This is a genomic window from Streptomyces misionensis (genome assembly GCF_007896895.1).
Lineage (GTDB): Bacteria > Actinomycetota > Actinomycetes > Streptomycetales > Streptomycetaceae > Streptomyces > Streptomyces misionensis_A.
This window is the reverse complement of record NZ_VOGW01000132.1, coordinates 1-16,660: the sequence shown is the minus strand read 5'-3', so window position 1 is coordinate 16,660 and position 16,660 is coordinate 1. Positions and strand designations below refer to the sequence as shown.

General features: G+C 72.6%; 17 protein-coding genes. 6 read left to right on the top strand and 11 right to left on the bottom strand.

Going from position 1 to position 16,660, the window contains the following annotated elements; translation table 11 throughout:
• Positions 1-56: 56 nt before the first annotated feature.
• Entirely contained in the window at positions 57-2,585 is a 2,529-nt protein-coding gene (locus FRZ03_RS23265) for an FtsX-like permease family protein (protein ID WP_146467092.1), read from the top strand.
• Between the two features lie 3 nt (positions 2,586-2,588).
• On the opposite strand, the gene FRZ03_RS23260 is transcribed toward FRZ03_RS23265, so the two are convergent.
• The 8 genes from FRZ03_RS23260 to FRZ03_RS23230 form a co-directional block, all read right to left on the bottom strand.
• Entirely contained in the window at positions 2,589-3,002 is a 414-nt protein-coding gene (locus tag FRZ03_RS23260) for a rhodanese-like domain-containing protein (protein WP_261399309.1), read from the bottom strand.
• Positions 2,999-3,556 carry a cupin domain-containing protein gene (locus FRZ03_RS23255; RefSeq protein WP_261399308.1) on the bottom strand — a complete coding sequence of 186 codons (558 nt, stop codon included), beginning with the start codon at positions 3,554-3,556 and terminating at the stop codon, positions 2,999-3,001. The genes FRZ03_RS23260 and FRZ03_RS23255 overlap by 4 nt, the downstream gene beginning before the upstream one ends.
• A 67-nt stretch (positions 3,557-3,623) precedes the next feature.
• Complete coding sequence (locus FRZ03_RS41030) at positions 3,624-3,695, bottom strand: putative leader peptide (protein WP_309544753.1); 72 nt, start codon at positions 3,693-3,695, stop codon at positions 3,624-3,626.
• 161 nt (positions 3,696-3,856) lie between these two features.
• Complete coding sequence (locus tag FRZ03_RS23250; RefSeq protein WP_146467151.1) at positions 3,857-5,458, bottom strand: FAD-dependent monooxygenase; 1,602 nt, start codon at positions 5,456-5,458, stop codon at positions 3,857-3,859.
• A 179-nt stretch (positions 5,459-5,637) separates the two neighbouring features.
• Positions 5,638-6,573, bottom strand: coding sequence for an amino acid ABC transporter permease (locus FRZ03_RS23245; RefSeq protein WP_146467090.1), 936 nt, complete (start codon positions 6,571-6,573; stop codon positions 5,638-5,640).
• Positions 6,570-7,235 (bottom strand): amino acid ABC transporter permease, encoded by a 666-nt coding sequence (locus FRZ03_RS23240; protein ID WP_146467089.1) that lies wholly within the window; start codon positions 7,233-7,235, stop codon positions 6,570-6,572. Before FRZ03_RS23240 ends, FRZ03_RS23245 begins: the two co-directional genes overlap by 4 nt.
• Positions 7,236-7,310: 75 nt before the next feature.
• Entirely contained in the window at positions 7,311-8,144 is an 834-nt protein-coding gene (locus tag FRZ03_RS23235; protein ID WP_146467088.1) for a glutamate ABC transporter substrate-binding protein, read from the bottom strand.
• Between the two features lie 108 nt (positions 8,145-8,252).
• Complete coding sequence (locus FRZ03_RS23230; protein ID WP_146467087.1) at positions 8,253-9,029, bottom strand: amino acid ABC transporter ATP-binding protein; 777 nt, start codon at positions 9,027-9,029, stop codon at positions 8,253-8,255.
• Between the two features lie 295 nt (positions 9,030-9,324).
• On the opposite strand from FRZ03_RS23230, the gene FRZ03_RS23225 reads away from it, so the two are divergent.
• Positions 9,325-10,011, top strand: coding sequence for a response regulator transcription factor (locus tag FRZ03_RS23225; protein WP_146467086.1), 687 nt, complete (start codon positions 9,325-9,327; stop codon positions 10,009-10,011).
• A 9-nt stretch (positions 10,012-10,020) separates the two neighbouring features.
• Positions 10,021-11,466, top strand: a complete 1,446-nt coding sequence (locus tag FRZ03_RS23220; RefSeq protein WP_146467085.1) for a sensor histidine kinase — start codon at positions 10,021-10,023, stop codon at positions 11,464-11,466.
• On the opposite strand, the gene FRZ03_RS23215 is transcribed toward FRZ03_RS23220, so the two are convergent.
• On the bottom strand, positions 11,456-12,454 hold the full coding sequence (locus FRZ03_RS23215; RefSeq protein WP_146467084.1) for a TAXI family TRAP transporter solute-binding subunit: 999 nt from the start codon (positions 12,452-12,454) through the stop codon (positions 11,456-11,458). The genes FRZ03_RS23220 and FRZ03_RS23215 overlap by 11 nt on opposite strands.
• Positions 12,455-12,561: 107 nt before the next feature.
• Between FRZ03_RS23215 and FRZ03_RS23210 the strand changes: the two genes are divergently transcribed.
• Positions 12,562-13,005: a pyrophosphohydrolase domain-containing protein gene (locus FRZ03_RS23210; RefSeq protein ID WP_146467083.1), complete on the top strand. Its 444-nt coding sequence runs from the start codon at positions 12,562-12,564 to the stop codon at positions 13,003-13,005.
• Positions 13,006-13,050: 45 nt separating this feature from the next.
• Here FRZ03_RS23210 and FRZ03_RS23205 read toward each other — a convergent pair whose 3' ends face one another.
• Positions 13,051-13,491, bottom strand: coding sequence for a MarR family winged helix-turn-helix transcriptional regulator (locus FRZ03_RS23205; RefSeq protein WP_146467082.1), 441 nt, complete (start codon positions 13,489-13,491; stop codon positions 13,051-13,053).
• Positions 13,492-13,565: 74 nt separating this feature from the next.
• Positions 13,566-13,925 carry a DUF6204 family protein gene (locus FRZ03_RS23200; protein ID WP_146467081.1) on the bottom strand — a complete coding sequence of 120 codons (360 nt, stop codon included), beginning with the start codon at positions 13,923-13,925 and terminating at the stop codon, positions 13,566-13,568.
• Positions 13,926-14,066: 141 nt separating this feature from the next.
• Between FRZ03_RS23200 and miaB the strand changes: the two genes are divergently transcribed.
• Both miaB and FRZ03_RS23190 read left to right on the top strand, forming a co-directional pair.
• Positions 14,067-15,593: a tRNA (N6-isopentenyl adenosine(37)-C2)-methylthiotransferase MiaB gene (gene miaB, locus FRZ03_RS23195; protein WP_146467080.1), complete on the top strand. Its 1,527-nt coding sequence runs from the start codon at positions 14,067-14,069 to the stop codon at positions 15,591-15,593.
• A 316-nt stretch (positions 15,594-15,909) separates the two neighbouring features.
• Positions 15,910-16,617 (top strand): class III extradiol dioxygenase subunit B-like domain-containing protein, encoded by a 708-nt coding sequence (locus FRZ03_RS23190; RefSeq protein WP_146467079.1) that lies wholly within the window; start codon positions 15,910-15,912, stop codon positions 16,615-16,617.
• The last annotated feature ends 43 nt before the right edge of the window (positions 16,618-16,660 follow it).

Sequence of the window (16,660 nt, the reverse complement as noted above, 5' to 3'; positions counted from 1 at the left end):
GACCGGGGCGGTCAGCGCGGTCCTGCCGACCGCCCAGCGGAAGAGAGTCCGCCCCGATGATGCTGCGATACGCCCTGCGGACCGTCCGCGCCCGCAAAGCGGGTTTTCTCGGCGCCTTCGTCGCCCTGATGTGCGCGGCCGCCCTGATCAGTGCCTGCGGTGCACTTCTGGACACCGGCCTGCGCGGCGCCATCCGCACCGAGCGCTACGCCGCCGCGCCCGTCGTGGTCTTCGCCGACCAGTCCGTGCACCAGACCACCGTCAAACACCGGCACGGCAAGACCAAGGTCAAGCACAAGGCGAAACCCATCGCCGAACGGGCCTGGCTGTCCGGGCAATGGGAAGGCAGAATCGCGCGCTCCCCGGGGGTGGCCCGGGTCGTCCCCGAACTCAGCTTCCTCGCCCAGCCGTTGGTCCCGGCGGGCACCGGCGGCCGAACCGCCTACGGACACGCCTGGGACTCCGCGGCCCTGACGCCGTACCGGCTGAGCGCGGGGCGCGCGCCCAGGGCCGCCGACGAACTGGTCGTGGACGCCGACCTCGCCGCCCGCGCCCGGCTGCGCCCCGGCGCCCGGCTCACCGTGCAGTCCACGAGCGCCCCGCGCAGCTACCGGATCACGGGCATCGCCACTGCGGGCGCCGCCGTACGCCACCAGACGTCCCTGTTCTTCTCCGCCGCCGAGGCCCGCCGGCTCGCCGCACACCCCGGACAGGTCACCGCCTTCGGTGTGCTGCCGGCCGCGGGCACGGACCCGGAGCGGGTGCGGCAGTCCGTGGCGCGGGCACTGGAAGGCACCACCGCGCGGGTCACCGCCGGTGACGCCCGCGGCCCCCTCGAGTTCCTGGACGCGGCCGCCGCCCGTACCCGGCTCGTCAGCATGGGCGCGGCCATGGGCGGCACCTCGCTGCTGGTGGCGGTGCTCGTGGTCGTCGGCACCTTCGCGCTCACCGTCCAGCAGCGTCACCGTGAACTCGCCCTGCTCCGCGCCGTGGCCGCCACACCCGGACAGATCCGCAGGCTGCTCGGCCGGGAGGCACTGATCGTCGGCGCGGTCGCGGGCACGGCCGGCGCCCTGCTCGGGCTTCCGCTGGGCGACTGGCTGTACTCCAGGTTCGTGGCCCTGGGCGCCGTACCCGCCACGCTGGAGCGCTCCGTCGGTGTCTTCCCGCCGCTCGCAGCGCTCGCCGCCACCCTGCTCGGCGCCTGGGCGGCGGCCCGGATCGCCTCCCGCCGGATCACCCGGACACGACCGGCCGAGGCGCTGGCGGAGGCCGCGACCGAGCGCGCCCGACTGGCCGGGGGCCGGATCGGCGCCGGGCTGGTGTGCCTCACCGGCGGGATCGTCCTCGTCGTGCTGCTCACCTCCCTGCGCACCGAGGCCGCCTCGACTCCCGTGACCCTCCTGGCCGTCGTGGTGCTGTGCGTCTCCGTCGCCCTGCTCGGACCGCTCCTGGTCAGGCCGGCCGCGCTGCTGCTGGCCGGGCCGCTGCGGCTCACCGGGCACGGCGGGCGCCTCGCCACCGCCAATCTGCGCGGCAACGCCGCCCGCATGGCGTCCGTGGTCACCCCGCTCACCCTGCTCGTCGGCATGACCTGCACGGTGCTCTTCGTGCAGACCACGCTCGGCGAGGCGACGCACGCCCAGGTCCGCGAGGGCATCAGGGCCGACTGGGTCGTGACCGCGCAGGGGCCCGGCGTGCCCGGGGAGGCCGCGGAGCGCCTGCGCGCGCGGCAGGACACGGTCACCGAAGTCGTCCGTACGACCGTCCGCGTCGGTCTCGACAAGTACCCGGCGCAGGGCGTCACCCCCGCCGGCCTGACCCGCACCTGGGACCCGGAGGTCACCGCCGGCTCCCTGGACGCGCTCGGCCCCGGCACGGTCGCCGTCAGCCGGCTCGCCGCCCACCGGCAGCATGTGCGGCCCGGAAGCACCCTGAGACTCACGCTCGGCGACGGCACACCGGCCACGCTGACCGTCGCCGCCGTCTACGAGCGGGGCCTCGGCTTCGGCGACCTCACCTTCGCCCACGACCTCGTCGCCCGCCACGTCGACGACCCGCTCTCCGCCTCGCTCCTGGTCAGCACGCCCCGCACCGAGGACCGACTCGCGGCCGACCTGCGCGCGTTCCCGGCGCTGCGTGTCTCCTCACCGGCCGCCGCGCAGGCGCTCGGTGCCGTCCGTGAGCAGACGAACGCCGAGGTCAACTACCTCGCCATGGGTCTGGTGTCGGCCTTCACCGCCATCGCGGCGGTCAACACGCTGGCCATGTCCGTGGCCGAACGCATACGAGAGTTCGCCCTGCTGCGCCTCGCGGGCGCGACCCGGCGTCAGGTGCTGCGCATGCTGCGCACCGAGTCGCTGTCCCTGCTGCTCCTGGCCACCGTGCTCGGCAGCGGTATCGCCCTCGCCGTGCTCACCGCGTTCAGCGTCGGGATGACCGGCCGGGCGGCACCCGCGGTCACGCCGCTGCTCTACGTCGCCGTCGTGGCGGTCGCCGGCCTGCTCGCCGTCGGGGCCGGCGCCCTGCCGGGGCGGGTGGCGCTGCGGGTGCCGGCGGTGACGGCGGCCGCGGCGAAGGAGTAGCGCTCAGGCCCCCGCCGGCGCCACCGGCAGTCCGGCCGCGCGCCAGGACTGGAAGCCGCCGACCAGGTCAGTGGCCCGGTGCAGGCCGAGCTGGTGCAGGGAGGCGGCGGCGAGGGAGGAGGCGTAGCCCTCGTTGCAGATCAGCACGATGCGCAGGTCGTGGCCGGTGGCCTCGGGGAGGCGGTGGCTGCCCCGGGGGTCGAGGCGCCACTCCAGTTCGTTGCGCTCGATCACGAGGGCGCCGGGGATCAGCCCGTCGCGCTCGCGCAGGGCCGCGTACCGGATGTCGACCAGCAGGGCCTCGCCGGCGCGCGCCGAGTCGTACGCCTCCCGCGCCTCGACGCGCCGGTAGCGGGTGCGCACCTGCTCCAGCAACTCGTCGATGCCGACCGGGTGCGGGGACGGTGTTCCGCTCACTGCCAGTCCTCCGGACGTTCGACCTGCTCCAGGCGCAGCACCTGGCCCGAGCGGCTGTAGCGACGGATGCGGGGGAGGGGCGGGTAGTAGGCGTGCACGGAGATGGCGTGTCGGTCCGGGGACTCGTTGAGCACCTCGTGCACATGGTGGCGGCCGAAGGCGCGGCCCTGTCCGGCGGGCATCCGGCGTTCGCGGTCGACGCCTTCGGTGAGTTCCAGGGTCTTCCAGCCGTCGGTGGGCAGCCGGGCGGCGAGCGCGTTCTCCTTGAGCTCGCCCGAGGCGGTGAGGAAGGCGCCGACCGATTCGGCGTGGTCGTGCCAGCCGGTGCCGGTACCGGGGGGCCAGCCGATCAGCCACGCCTCGCTGCCGCCGGGGCCCGCCAGTCGCACCCAGGTGCGGTCCTCGGGGTCGAGCGGGAGGGAGGCGAGCAGTTCGGCGTCGGCCGCCGCCCGCCGCACGAAGTCGAGGAGGTCCGCCTGCGTGGGCGCGGAGGCCGGCGCCGGCGCGGTGGCGGGGGATGCGGGAAGAGACGTCGAAGGAGACGAGAGGGACACGTGCACCGTCCTGAAGAGGGTTCGCGGAACGGGCGCACGAAGGCGCCCGGAAAAAGGGAAGGCGAATTCAGCAGGACGGCCGACACACGCAGCCCGCATAGCGGACGAGGTCCATATGGACCCTCCGCCACAGGCGCACATAGGTGTCGGTCACGATCGGGAGTACAGCACGCCACCGGGGGCGGGTCAACCGACCGTCACCATGTGGACAGAGCGTGACGGGGCTCACGGCGGTACGGCAGGGGCTCGTGGTTCGGCGTGCCCCGGCGCATCACGGCCCGTACGCCCCGGGACCGGTGCTCACCGCGCCCCCGCCTCCGCCTCGGCCCCCTCCTCGACGGGTCCGCCCACCGTGGCCTCGGCCGCCGCGTACAGGGCGGCCGGGCGGACTCCGCTCAGCGCGGTGACCAGGTGGCTGTCGGGGCGGACCAGCAGGACGCTGTGGGCGGGGGCGCCCGGGTAGCTCTCGGCGACGAGGAGTTCGGCGGCGTGCGGGAGGGCGGTGACGGCCGCCGCGAGGCGGGGCATCACACCCGCGGAGACCCAGTGTTTGCGGTCCCAGACGCCCGTGCCCGGGGCGACCAGGACGACGAGGAGGGCACCGCGGCCGAGACGGTCGCGCAGCCGGACGAAGGAGCCGTCCTCCGCCGTCACCCGCACATCGGCCACCGGGGCGCCGCGCGGGGTGTCGACGGCGATCTCGCCCTCCAGCTGACGGGGCGTGAGCGGGGAGCCGGCGTACGCCCCGGGCGCGCCGAGCGTTCCCCGCCCCACGTGACCATCGGTGAGCAGCGCGTCCTGGTTGCGGGCCTTGACCGGCACGATGTGGCGCAGCCCGCCCCCGCCGCGCAGCCCCGGCAGCGCCTGGTCGGCGGCGCGCAGCCGGGCGGCGATCGCCGCGCGCCGCTCGGCCTGGTAGCTGTCCAGCAGCCGTTCGTGCGGCCCGTGGTGCCAGGCGGGGGCCAGCTTCCAGGAGAGGTTGTCGGCGTCCCGCAGCCCTTCGTCCAGCCCCTGGGTGCCCAGCGCGCCCAGCAGGTGCGCCGCGTCCCCGGCGAGGAAGACGCGGCCGTCGCGCCACCGGCGGGCCAGCCGGTGGTGCACCGTGTGGACACCGGTGTCGAGCAGGTCGTACGGCGGTGTCGAGCCGTCGGTCCAGCCCGCGAGGGTCTCGCGGACGCGGGTCACGAGGAGTTCGGGTGTGACCAGGTCCTTGCCCGGCGGCAGCAGCCAGTCCAGGCGCCACACGCCGTCCGGGAGGGGGCGGGCGGTCACCTCGTCCGCGAAGGGCCCGGACGACCGCCACGGCGGCGACCGGTGGAGCACCGCCTCGCCCTGCCACGGGAGTTCCGCGCGCAGCGCGGCGACCGCGTGCCGCTCCACCGCCGTACGGCCGGGGAAGCGAATGTCCTGAAGTTTGCGCACGGTGGACCGGGTGCCGTCGCAGCCCACCAGGTAACTGCCGCGCCACCAGGTGCCCTTGGGGCCGCGGGTGTGCGCGGTGACGCCGGAGCCCTCCTGCTCGACGGCGTCCAGGCGGCTGTCCGTGGCGATCTCCACCAGCGGTTCGCCGGCCACGGCCGCCCGCAGCAGCCCGGTGATCACATGCTGGGCGATGTGCAGCGGCGCGGGCTCGTCCTCGGCGAAGGCGATCTCGCTCACCACCTGTTTGCGCCGCAGCGAGCGCCAGCCGGTCCAGCGCACCCCGTGCGCCGCGAGATCGGTGCCGGTCAGACGGGCCAGCAGGGCGGCCGTGTCCTCGAAGAGCACGGCGGTCCGCGCCGGGCGCGCCTCCTCCTTGCCCGGTCCCTCGTCCAGGACGACGGACGGGACCTCCTGGCGGGCCAGCGCCAGGGCGAGCGTGAGCCCGACGGGCCCCGCTCCGACGATGATCACCGGGTCCACGGCGCGGCGCCCCCCGTCCGCGGCGATGCCTCGACGGCGGTGGGTGAACAGCAAGGTGAGGCCGGGTGCACGATCACAGAACGTATGCAACCCATTGGCAGAGTATGCGTCAAGTGACCCTCGGGGGCAGTGGCGATCATGCCACTGCCCCCGGCCGAATCATGCGACTTGAATGATCGTCACTTCCTGGTGCCGACGGTGTCACTGGTGCCGGAGGGACCGCCGGCCGGATCGGCGCCGGTCGCCGCCGCACCCGCGACGTCCACGACGTCCTGCGCACCCAGCACCGCACCGGTGGACTTCTTGCCGCGCCGCAGCCGGCCCTCCAGCCAGTGCGCGAAGGAGGTCAGCGAGAAGTTGACGACCACGTAGATCACGGCCACGGCGGTGAGCGAGGCGATGATGTTGCCGTAGTAGCCGCTCATGGTGTTGGCCGAGGCCAGCAGTTCGGGGAAGGTGAGGACCGCGCCGCCGAGGGCGGTGTCCTTCACGATGACCACCAGCTGGCTGACGATGGCCGGGAGCATCACGGTGACCGACTGCGGCAGCAGCACCAGCCGCATCATCTGGCCCTTGCGCAGGCCGATCGCCTGAGCCGCCTCGGACTGGCCCTTGGGCAGGGAGAGGATGCCCGAGCGGACGATCTCCGCGAGCACCGACGCGTTGTAGAGCACCAGGCCGGTGACGACCGCGTAGAAGGGCCGGTCGTCCGAACTGACGTCGGTGTACTGGGCGAAGAGCGCCAGCCCGAAGATCATCAGGACCAGCACCGGGATCGCGCGGAAGAACTCCACCACGACCGAGGCCGTGACCCGCACCCATGCGTGGTCCGAGAGCCGGGCGATGCCGAGCACGGCACCGAGCGGAAGCGCGATGACCATCGCCAGCGCCGCCGCTTCCAGGGTGTTCTTCAGGCCGGGCCAGATGTATGTCGTGTACGCCTCGGTGCCGGTGAAGAACGGCTTCCACAGGGACCAGGCCAGCTGTCCCTTCTCGTCCAGTGCGGAGTACACGAACCAGACGACGGCCGCGAGGACGACCAGGAAGCCCGCCGTGTACAGAACGTTGCGCCGCTTGGCGCGGGGCCCCGGCGTGTCGAACAGGACCGAACTCATCGCTTCACCGCCACCTTCTTGCCCACCCAGCCGAGGATCAGCCCGGTCGGCAGGGTCAGGCAGACGAACCCGAAGGCGATGACGGCCGAGATCGCCAGCAGCTGCGCCTCGTTCTCGATCATCGACTTCATCAGCAGGGCTGCCTCCGCCACGCCGATCGCGGCGGCCACCGTCGTGTTCTTCGTCAACGCGATCAGCACGTTGGTCAGCGGGCCGACGGCCGCGCGGAAGGCCTGCGGCAGCACGACCAGGCCCAGCACCTGGGAGAAACCGAGACCGATGGCCCGGGCCGCCTCCGCCTGGCCGACCGGCACCGTGTTGATGCCGGCCCGGATCGCCTCGCACACGAAGGCCGAGGTGTAGACGATCAGACCGAGCACGGCCAGCCGGAAATTGATCGTTTCGAAGCCCTTGGCGCCCAGGTTGACGCCCAGCGTCTGGTTCAGGCCGAGCGAGGAGTAGAGAATGATCACCGTGAGCGGGATGTTCCGCACGATGTTCACGTAGGCGGTGCCGAAACCGCGCATCAGCGGTACCGGGCCCACCCGCATGGCGGCCAGCAGAGTGCCCCAGACCAGGGAGCCCACGGCGGACAGCAGGGTGAGCTGCACCGTCTTCCAGAAGGCGCCCAGTACGTCGTAATGTCCTAGAAAATCGAACACGATCTCCCGCGCTTCCGCGTGTAGGGATGCCCCGGTGCGCCGCCGTCAGGGGCGGCGCACCGGCAGGGCGTTGCCTCAGCTCTTGATGTCGCCGATCTTCGGGGCGGGCTCGTTGCGGTAGTCGGCCGGGCCGAAGTTCTTCTTCACGGCCGCTTCCCAGGAACCGTCGGACACCATCGACTCCAGGGCCTTGTTGATCTTGGCCTTGAGGTCGCTGCCCTTCTTGACGCCGATGCCGTAGTTCTCGTTGGTCATCTTGAGACCGCCGAGCTTGAACTTGCCCTTGAACTGGGTCTGGGCGGCGTAACCGGCGAGGATCGAGTCGTCCGTGGTGAGGGCGTCGATGGCGCCGCTCTGGAGGCCCGACAGACAGGCCGAGTAGGTCGGGTACGTCTGGAGGTTCGCCTTCGGGGCCAGCTTGGCCTTGACGTTCTGCGCGGAGGTCGACCCGGAGACCGAACACAGCTTCTTGCCGTTCAGGTCGCCCGGCGCCTTGATGCCCGACTCGTCGGCGCGCAGCAGCACGTCCTGGTGGGCCAGCAGGTAGGGGCCGGCGAAGTCGACCTTCTGCTCGCGCTCCGGGGTGATCGAGTAGGTGGCGGCGATGAACTGGACGTCACCGCGCTGCAGCATGGTCTCGCGGTCGGCGCTCTTCGACTCCTTCCACTCGATCTGGTCGGGGCCGTAGCCGAGCTTCTTGGCGACATAGGTGGCCACGTCGACGTCGAAGCCCGAGTAGCCCTGCGGGGTCTTCTGGCCGAGGCCCGGCTGGTCGAACTTGATGCCGATGGCGATCTTCTTGCCGCCGGAGGAACCCTTGTCGTCCTTCTTGTCGCCGCCGCACGCGGTGGCGGACAGGGCGAGGGCGAGGACGACGGCCGAGGCGGCGGTGACCTTGCGGAGCTGCATGCTGAACATCCTTCGAAGTGGAGAGAACGAGGTCCGTCGGAAAAGGCGACCGAGGTCCGTGGGGAAACCGGACCCGGTGAGGCGCGGCGGCCGTGGCCGCCCGCACCCTCAGTGGTGCAGGATCTTGGACAGGAAGTCCTTGGCCCGGTCGCTGCGCGGGTTGCTGAAGAACTGCTCGGGGCTGGCCTGTTCGAGGATCCGGCCGTCCGCCATGAAGACCACGCGGTTGGCGGCCGACCGCGCGAAGCCCATCTCGTGGGTGACGACGATCATCGTCATGCCCTCGCGCGCCAGCTGCTGCATGACGTCCAGGACCTCGTTGATCATCTCGGGGTCGAGGGCCGAGGTCGGCTCGTCGAAGAGCATCACCTTCGGGTTCATCGCCAGCGCCCGGGCGATGGCGACACGCTGCTGCTGGCCGCCGGAGAGCTGTGCGGGGTACTTGTCGGCCTGGGTGCCGACCCCGACCCGGTCCAGCAGGGCCCGCGCCTTCTCCTCGGCCGCCTTCTTGTCCGCCCTGCGGACCTTGATCTGGCCCAGCATCACGTTCTCGAGCACGGTCTTGTGCGCGAAGAGGTTGAAGGACTGGAAGACCATCCCGACGTCGGCGCGCAGCCGCGCCAGCTCCCGGCCCTCGTGCGGCAGGGGCTTGCCGTCGATCGTGATGGTGCCCGAGTCGATCGTCTCCAGGCGGTTGATGGTGCGGCACAAGGTCGACTTGCCGGACCCGGAGGGTCCGATGACCACCACCACCTCACCGCGGTCGATCGTCAGGTCGATGTCCTGGAGCACGTGCAACGCGCCGAAGTGCTTGTTGACGCTCTTCAGGACGACCAGTTCGTCGGAAGCGGCCCTGTCCTCCTTGGCCACCTGTACTTCGGTCATCGCTTTCCGGCTCCGTCCTCCTCGGTTTCGGAGGACAGTAATGAGGGGCTGTGACCTGCGTCATCACATCTGAGGGAGATCTGAGCATCACGATCGGACAACCATCGGCAACATCTCGTAGCACGATGTGACCAGATGGATATCGGCCGGATAACGGAAGCGGGTGGCGACCGGAACCCTCTTGACGGGGTCCGGCTCCATCGGCGTCACTGCCTTGGTGCACGCGCGTGTGCATCCGATCTACAGGGCGAACGCGAACCGCGTCCGTACGACCGCTGAACCGGAGGGGGCCGGAATGAGACTGCTGCTCGTCGAGGACGACAACCACGTCGCCGCGGCCCTGTCCGCCGTGCTCAAGCGGCACGGCTTCGACGTCACCCACGCGCGCAACGGCGAGGAGGCCCTCCAGGCGCTCGTCCCGGAGGGCGCCGGCTTCGGCGTGGTCCTGCTCGACCTCGGCCTGCCCGACCAGGACGGCTACGAGGTCTGCGGCAAGATCCGCAAGCGCACCACCACCCCGGTCATCATGGTCACCGCCCGCTCCGACGTGCGCTCGCGCATCCACGGGCTCAACCTGGGCGCCGACGACTACGTGGTGAAGCCGTACGACACCGGGGAACTGCTCGCCCGGATCCACGCCGTCAGCCGGCGCACCACCCACGAGGAGTCGGCGCAGGGCGGGGAGAGCAGCCTGCACCTCGGAGTGGTGCGGATCGAACTGCCCACCCGCCAGGTCAGCGTGGAGGGCTCGGTCGTCCAGCTGACCCGCAAGGAGTTCGACCTGCTGGCCCTGCTCGCCCAGCGCCCCGGCGTGGTGTTCCGGCGGGAACAGATAATCAGCGAGGTCTGGCGCACCAGTTGGGAGGGCACGGGCCGCACCCTGGAGGTGCACGTCGCCTCCCTGCGCGCCAAGCTGCGCATGCCCGCCCTGATCGAGACCGTACGCGGCGTCGGCTACCGTCTCGTCGCCTCGGCCGCCTAGCGGGGACGGGTGCGCACACGGCTGCTGCCGCTGCTCATCGTCCTGATGGCGGCCGTCCTCCTCGCCCTCGGCGTACCGCTGGCCGCCAGCATGGCCGCCGCCGAGCAGCAGAAGGTCGTCGTGGACCGGATCGACGACACCGCGCGCTTCGCCGCCCTCGCCCAGTTCGTCACCGACGGGCCCAGCGGCTCCCGGCACACCAGCACGGACGAGCGCTGGGAGGCCCTGCGCAGCGAACTGGACAGCTACCACGAGGTCTACGGCATTCGCGCGGGCGTCTTCTACCGCAACGGCTCCGCCATGGCCAACGCACCCGGCGACTGGTTCGTACCGCCGGCGGGGGAGGTGCGCTCGGCCTTCGACGAGGCGCTGCTCAGCCGGCGCAGCCACGACCCCGAGCAGGTGTGGCCCTGGCGGCGCGGCCGGCTGGTCGTCGCCTCACCGGTGATCCGGGACGGCGACGTCGTCGCGGTCGTCGTCACCGACTCGCCGACCGGGCCGCTGCGCTCGCGGACCCTGCACGACTGGCTGCTCATCGCGGCCGGCGAGTGCGCGGCCATGCTGCTGGCCGTCGGCGCGGCGCTGCGGCTGACCGGGTGGGTGCTCCGGCCGGTCCGGGTCCTGGACGCCACCACCCACGACATCGCCACCGGGCGTCTGAAGTCCCGGGTGGCGGCGGCCGGCGGACCGCCGGAACTGCGGCGCCTGGCCCGGTCGTTCAACGAGATGGCGGACCATGTCGAGGACGTGCTGGAGCAGCAGCGCGCCTTCGTCGCGGACGCCTCGCACCAGTTGCGCAACCCGCTGTCGGCGCTGCTGCTGCGCATCGAACTGCTGGCACTCGAACTCCCGGAGGACAACGAGGAGATCGCCTCGGTGCGTACCGAGGGCAAGCGCCTCGCCCAGGTCCTGGACGACCTGCTCGACCTGGCGCTCGCCGAGCACGCCGAGGCCGAGCTGTGCCTGACCGACATCGGCGAGATGGCCGAGGAGCGGCTGGCCGCCTGGGCACCGGCCGCCGAGGCCAAGGGGGTGCTGCTGACCGGCGACTGCCCGGCCACCACCGGCTGGGCCGATCCGATCGCCCTGTCCAGCGCGCTGGACGCGGTGATCGACAACGCGGTGAAGTTCACCCCCGGGGGCGGCCGGGTCGAGGTCACCGTCGCCGCCGACGGCGACAGCGCGAGGGTCGTCGTCACCGACACCGGACCCGGTCTCACCGACGAGGAGCTCGCGCGCGTGGGCGACCGTTTCTGGCGCAGCGGCCGCCACCAGAACGTCAAGGGTTCCGGCCTCGGCCTGTCCATCACCCGTGCCCTCCTCGCGGCCGGCGGCGGCTCGATCGAGTACGGCCACCACGAGCCGCGCGGTCTGCGGGTGACGGTGTCGGTGCCCAGGCACACGGACGGCGAGGGGGCGCACGGGGCGCCGGCGGCGCGGACGCTCAGGGCTTGACCGAGCGGTAGTAGCGCCGTGCGCCCGCCTGGAGGGGGATCGGGTCGGTGTAGATGGCGGTGCGCAGGTCGACGAGCTGGGCGGAGTGGACATGGGCGCCGATGCCGTCCCGGCTCTTGATCACCGTGCGGGTCACCCACTCGGTCAGCCGCGGGTCCACGTCCGCGCGGGTCATCAGCAGGTTGGACACCGCGATCGTCGGCACCTCCTCGCCCTGCTGGACACCCGGATACGCCGACTCGGGCATGTTCGTGGCCCGGTAGTAGCGCGTCTCCTGCCCCTGCGCGTGCAGCTTGGTGACCAGGTCGGCCTCGATCGGGACGAACCGGAAGGCACCCTTCTTCGCCAGGGAGACCAGCCCCCGGGTGGGCAGGCCGCCCGACCAGAAGAACGCGTCGATGCCGCCCTGTTCGAGCCGGTCGGGCCCGACGTCGATGCCGTCGGCGGCCGGCGTGATGTCCTTGAGCGGGTCGATGCCGGCGGCGCGCAGCACCCGGTCGGCGATCAGCTTCACCCCGGAGTCGGGCAGCCCGGTCGCCACCCGCTTGTGCCGCAGGTCGCCGACGCTCCGGATGCCCGAGTCGCTGCGCACTATGAGGTGCACGTAGTCGTCGTAGAGCCGGGCCACCCCGCGCAGCCGCCCGGCACCGCTGCGGTGCGCCACCTCGTACGTCTGCACGGCGTCGGCCGCCGCGATGGTGAAGTCGGCCTTCCCGGTCGCCACCCGCTGGACGTTCTCCTGCGAGCCCGCGCTGTTGAGCAGCTTCACCTTCAGCCCGGGCATGTCCTTGGCCAGCTCGCTGCGCAACCGCTCGCCGTACTCCTGGTAGACACCCTTGGGCGTGCCGGTGCTGAAGACGATCGTCCCGCTCGGCGGCTTCTCGCCCAGGGGCAGCAGCCACCACAGCAGCAGGCCGAGGGCGACGACACCGGCGGCCGCGCCCGGCAGCGCCCGGCGCCCGCCGACCCGGAGGAACAGCTTGGACATGGCGGTGATCCTGCCAGCCGAGGTACGGCGCTGACCAGGGCCGGGGCGGTACGGCGGCCCGGGACCGGGCGGCGGGCGCCGTCGGTGGCCGCGGCTAGAGTCGTCGCATGAGCACTTCCCCCGCCGACCTCGTCCGTGAGTTCCACCGCGCCTTCGGCCTCGACGTCCGCAGCACGCCGGCCGAGGTGTCCCCCGAACTGGCCGCCCACCGCCGGGACATGCTCGCCGAGGAGGCCGCGGAGGTCGAGGAGGTCTCCGTCGAGGGCCCGCTGGACAAGCTGGCGCACGAACTGGCGGACGTGGTCTACGTGGCGTACGGCACCGCCCTGGTCCACGGCATCGACCTGGACGAGGTGATCGCCGAGATCCACCGCGCCAACATGAGCAAACTCGGCCCGGACGGACAGGTCGCGCGCCGGGCCGACGGCAAGGTGCTCAAGGGCGAGTTCTACCGGGCGCCCGACGTGTCCTCCGTCCTGCGCCGCCAGGGCTGGACGCCGGCGGCGCAGGAGGGTGCCACGGAGGTGGGTGCCACGGAGGTGGGTGCCTAGCCCGCGGGCGCGGGCTAGGCACCCACCGTCCGCCGTGCGGCCGGATCAGGAGCGCAGCCCGGTGCCGCCGAGCCGGGTCAGCAGGCCCGCGAGCACGGGGACGTCCCGCTCGCCCCAGGCCGGGGCGGCGAAGAGCTCGTCGGCCGTCTCCTCGGCCGTGGCCAGCATCTCCGGCAGCCGCTCGCGGCCCGTCCCGGTCAGTGACGCATAGGCCACGCGCGCGTCCCGGGCGTCCGGCTCCCGGGACACCAGGCCGATCCGCTCCAGCGGGGCCAGCGCCCGGGTGACCCCGGACGCGGTCAGCCCCAGCGCCTCAGCGAGGTCGACCCGGCGCATCCGGCCGCCGGGCGCCTGTGCCAGCCGGAGCAGCAGCGTGAAGTCCGCGAGGCTCACGCCGTGCAGCCCGCCCAGCCGCGCGTCGAACCGCCGTACGAGCGCCGCCTGGGCCCGCATCAGCCGCAGCGCCGCGTCCAGGGTGTCACTCATGACCCGCCGTTCCCTTGCCGGGTTCCTTGCGTATTCCTTGACTACTCAAGTTTATGGGGTGAAAGGTCACTGCCTCATGCCTCCGTCGAACGGGCCGCGCGGCGCTGCCGCTTGCTCAACGGCGCCTGGGAGAGGTCCTCGGCCGAGGAGCGGAGGTTCTTGAAACCGTAGCCGCGCTCGGTCAGCCACGCCTCGGCCGCCGCCTCGGCCTGCTCGGTCGCCTCCAGGATGTCCTCCTCTTCCTCCCCGGTGGCGGAGAAGCGGAAGACGAAGGCCGGACGGGCGGCGATGTCGTAGGTCAGGGTCCCCTCGGGGGTGAAGGCCGCGCGCAGCACGTCATGGGCGGCGGCGTCCGCCAGCAGCGCGGCCCGCTGGTCCTCGGTGAGGCCGTCGAAGACACCGCGCACGGTGATACGGAATGTTCGCATGCTCATCCGGCGACCTTAGGCGGACCGGCGCCCGGTCCACCACCGGCTTTTCCCGCCACGGCCCGTCCCGTCCGGGCCCCGGGCGGGACGGGCGGGGTTGTCCACAGCGCGGGCCGTGGCGCGTCCGGGACCGCCTACCCTTGACCCATGACCAGCAGCAGCGACCGGAGCCCCGCAGTGGACGTGCCCGCACCCAAGAGCTACGAGATCCGCACCTATGGGTGCCAGATGAACGTCCACGATTCCGAGCGATTGGCCGGTCTGCTGGAGGACGCCGGGTACGTACGGGCCCCGGAGGGCGCGGACGGCGACGCGGACGTGGTCGTCTTCAACACCTGCGCGGTGCGCGAGAACGCCGACAACCGGCTGTACGGCAACCTCGGCCGGCTCGCGCCGAAGAAGGCCTCCCGGCCCGGCATGCAGATCGCGGTCGGCGGCTGCCTCGCGCAGAAGGACCGCGACACCATCGTCAAGAAGGCGCCCTGGGTGGACGTCGTCTTCGGCACGCACAACATCGGCAAGCTGCCCGTCCTGCTGGAGCGCGCCCGCGTCCAGGAGGAGGCGCAGGTCGAGATCGCCGAGTCCCTGGAGGCGTTCCCCTCCACCCTGCCCACCCGGCGCGAGAGCGCCTACGCGGCCTGGGTGTCGATCTCCGTCGGCTGCAACAACACCTGCACCTTCTGCATCGTCCCGGCGCTGCGCGGCAAGGAGAAGGACCGCCGCCCCGGCGACATCCTCGCCGAGGTCGAGGCGCTGGTCGCCGAGGGCGTCTCCGAGATCACCCTGCTCGGCCAGAACGTCAACGCGTACGGCTCCGACATCGGCGACCGCGAGGCCTTCAGCAAGCTGCTGCGCGCCTGCGGCACGATCGACGGCCTGGAGCGCGTCCGCTTCACCTCCCCGCACCCGCGCGACTTCACCGACGACGTCATCGCCGCCATGGCCGAGACGCCGAACGTGATGCCGCAGCTGCACATGCCGCTCCAGTCCGGCTCGGACCCGGTCCTCAAGGCCATGCGCCGCTCGTACCGGCAGGAGCGCTACCTCGGCATCATCGAGAAGGTGCGCGCCGCCATCCCGCACGCGGCCATCACCACCGACATCATCGTGGGCTTCCCCGGCGAGACCGAGGAGGACTTCGAGCAGACCCTGCACGTGGTCCGCGAGGCGCGGTTCGCGCAGGCCTTCACCTTCCAGTACTCCAAGCGCCCCGGCACCCCGGCCGCGACCATGGAGAACCAGATCCCCAAGGAGGTCGTGCAGGCGCGCTACGAGCGGCTGGTCGCCCTCCAGGAGGAGATCTCCTGGGAGGAGAACAAGAAGCAGGTCGGCCGCACCCTCGAACTGATGGTGGCCGAGGGCGAGGGCCGCAAGGACGGCGCCACGCACCGGCTCTCCGGCCGCGCCCCCGACAACCGCCTGGTCCACTTCACCAAGCCGGAACAGGAGGTCCGCCCCGGCGACGTGGTCACGGTCGAGGTGACGTACGCCGCCCCGCACCACCTCCTCGCCGAGGGCGCGGTGCTCGACGTGCGCCGCACGCGCGCGGGCGACGCCTGGGAGAAGCGCACCGCCGAAGAGGCCGCCAAGCCCGTCGGCGTCATGCTCGGCCTGCCGAAGGTCGGCGTCCCGGCCCCGCTGCCGGCCGTCGCGAGCGGCTGCGGCTGCGACTGACCGGAGCGGTGCCCGCGCGGTGACGCCCAGGCGGGCGACCCGGAGGGGAGGGGGCTGGCCGGCCGTACGGGGACTGATCGTCGAGACGGCCCCGGCCCGCGCATCCGCGCCGGCCCCGGAGGACCGGCCTGTTCTGGCAGGCTGACGGCTTTCGGCTGGTCAGCGACGGCCGGTGGGACGCGTACCTGACCCGGTTCACGGTGGCCGAGCCGGTGCCCGACAGCGAGGTGCCGCAGCGCTACTGACCCCGGCCGCCGGCACGGGCACCCCCATGGGGGCTGCCCGTGCGCACCGGGGCCGCGTTACGCTGCCGATCATGCTTGTCGCCGCCGCCGTCTGCCCCTGCCCGCCGCTGCTCGTGCCCGAGGTCGCCGCGGGGGCCGCACCCGAACTGGACACCCTCCGCGCGGCGTGCACGGACGCGCTCGGGGTGCTCGCGGCCGCCCGCCCCGATCTGCTGGTGGTGATCGGCCCCGCCGGACAGGGCGGAGGCGGGGTGTTCCCGCAGGGCGCGCCGGGGTCGTTCCGGGGGTTCGGGGTGGAGCTGGACGTGCGGCTGGGCCAAGGCGCCGCCGACGGTCCGCAGTTGCCGTCGTCCTTGGCGGTCGGCGCCTGGCTGCTGGAGCGGACCGGCCGGCGGGACGCCCCGGTCGAGGGGCTCGGTGTCGAGGAGACGCTCACGCCCGAGCGGTGTGTGCTGACCGGACGGGAACTCGCGGCCCGGGCCGGGCGCGTGGCGCTGCTGGTCATGGGGGACGCCAGCGCCTGCCGCACGGTCAAGGCGCCGGGCTATCTGGACGAGCGGGCGGCACCGTTCGACGCGGCGGTCGCCCGGGCACTGGGCGCGGCCGACCTCGAGGCCGTCCGGGCGCTGGACGCCGGGCTCGCCCGCGAACTGAAGGCGTCCGGCCGCGCCCCCTGGCAGATCCTCGCGGGCGCCGCCGAGGACACGGACCTCGACGGCGCCCTGCTCCACGAGGACGCGCCCTACGGCGTCGGCTATCTGGTCGCCACCTGGTCCTAGACCCTCCGGGGTCGGCCGGTCCCGGACCCCGCGGGGTCAGGAG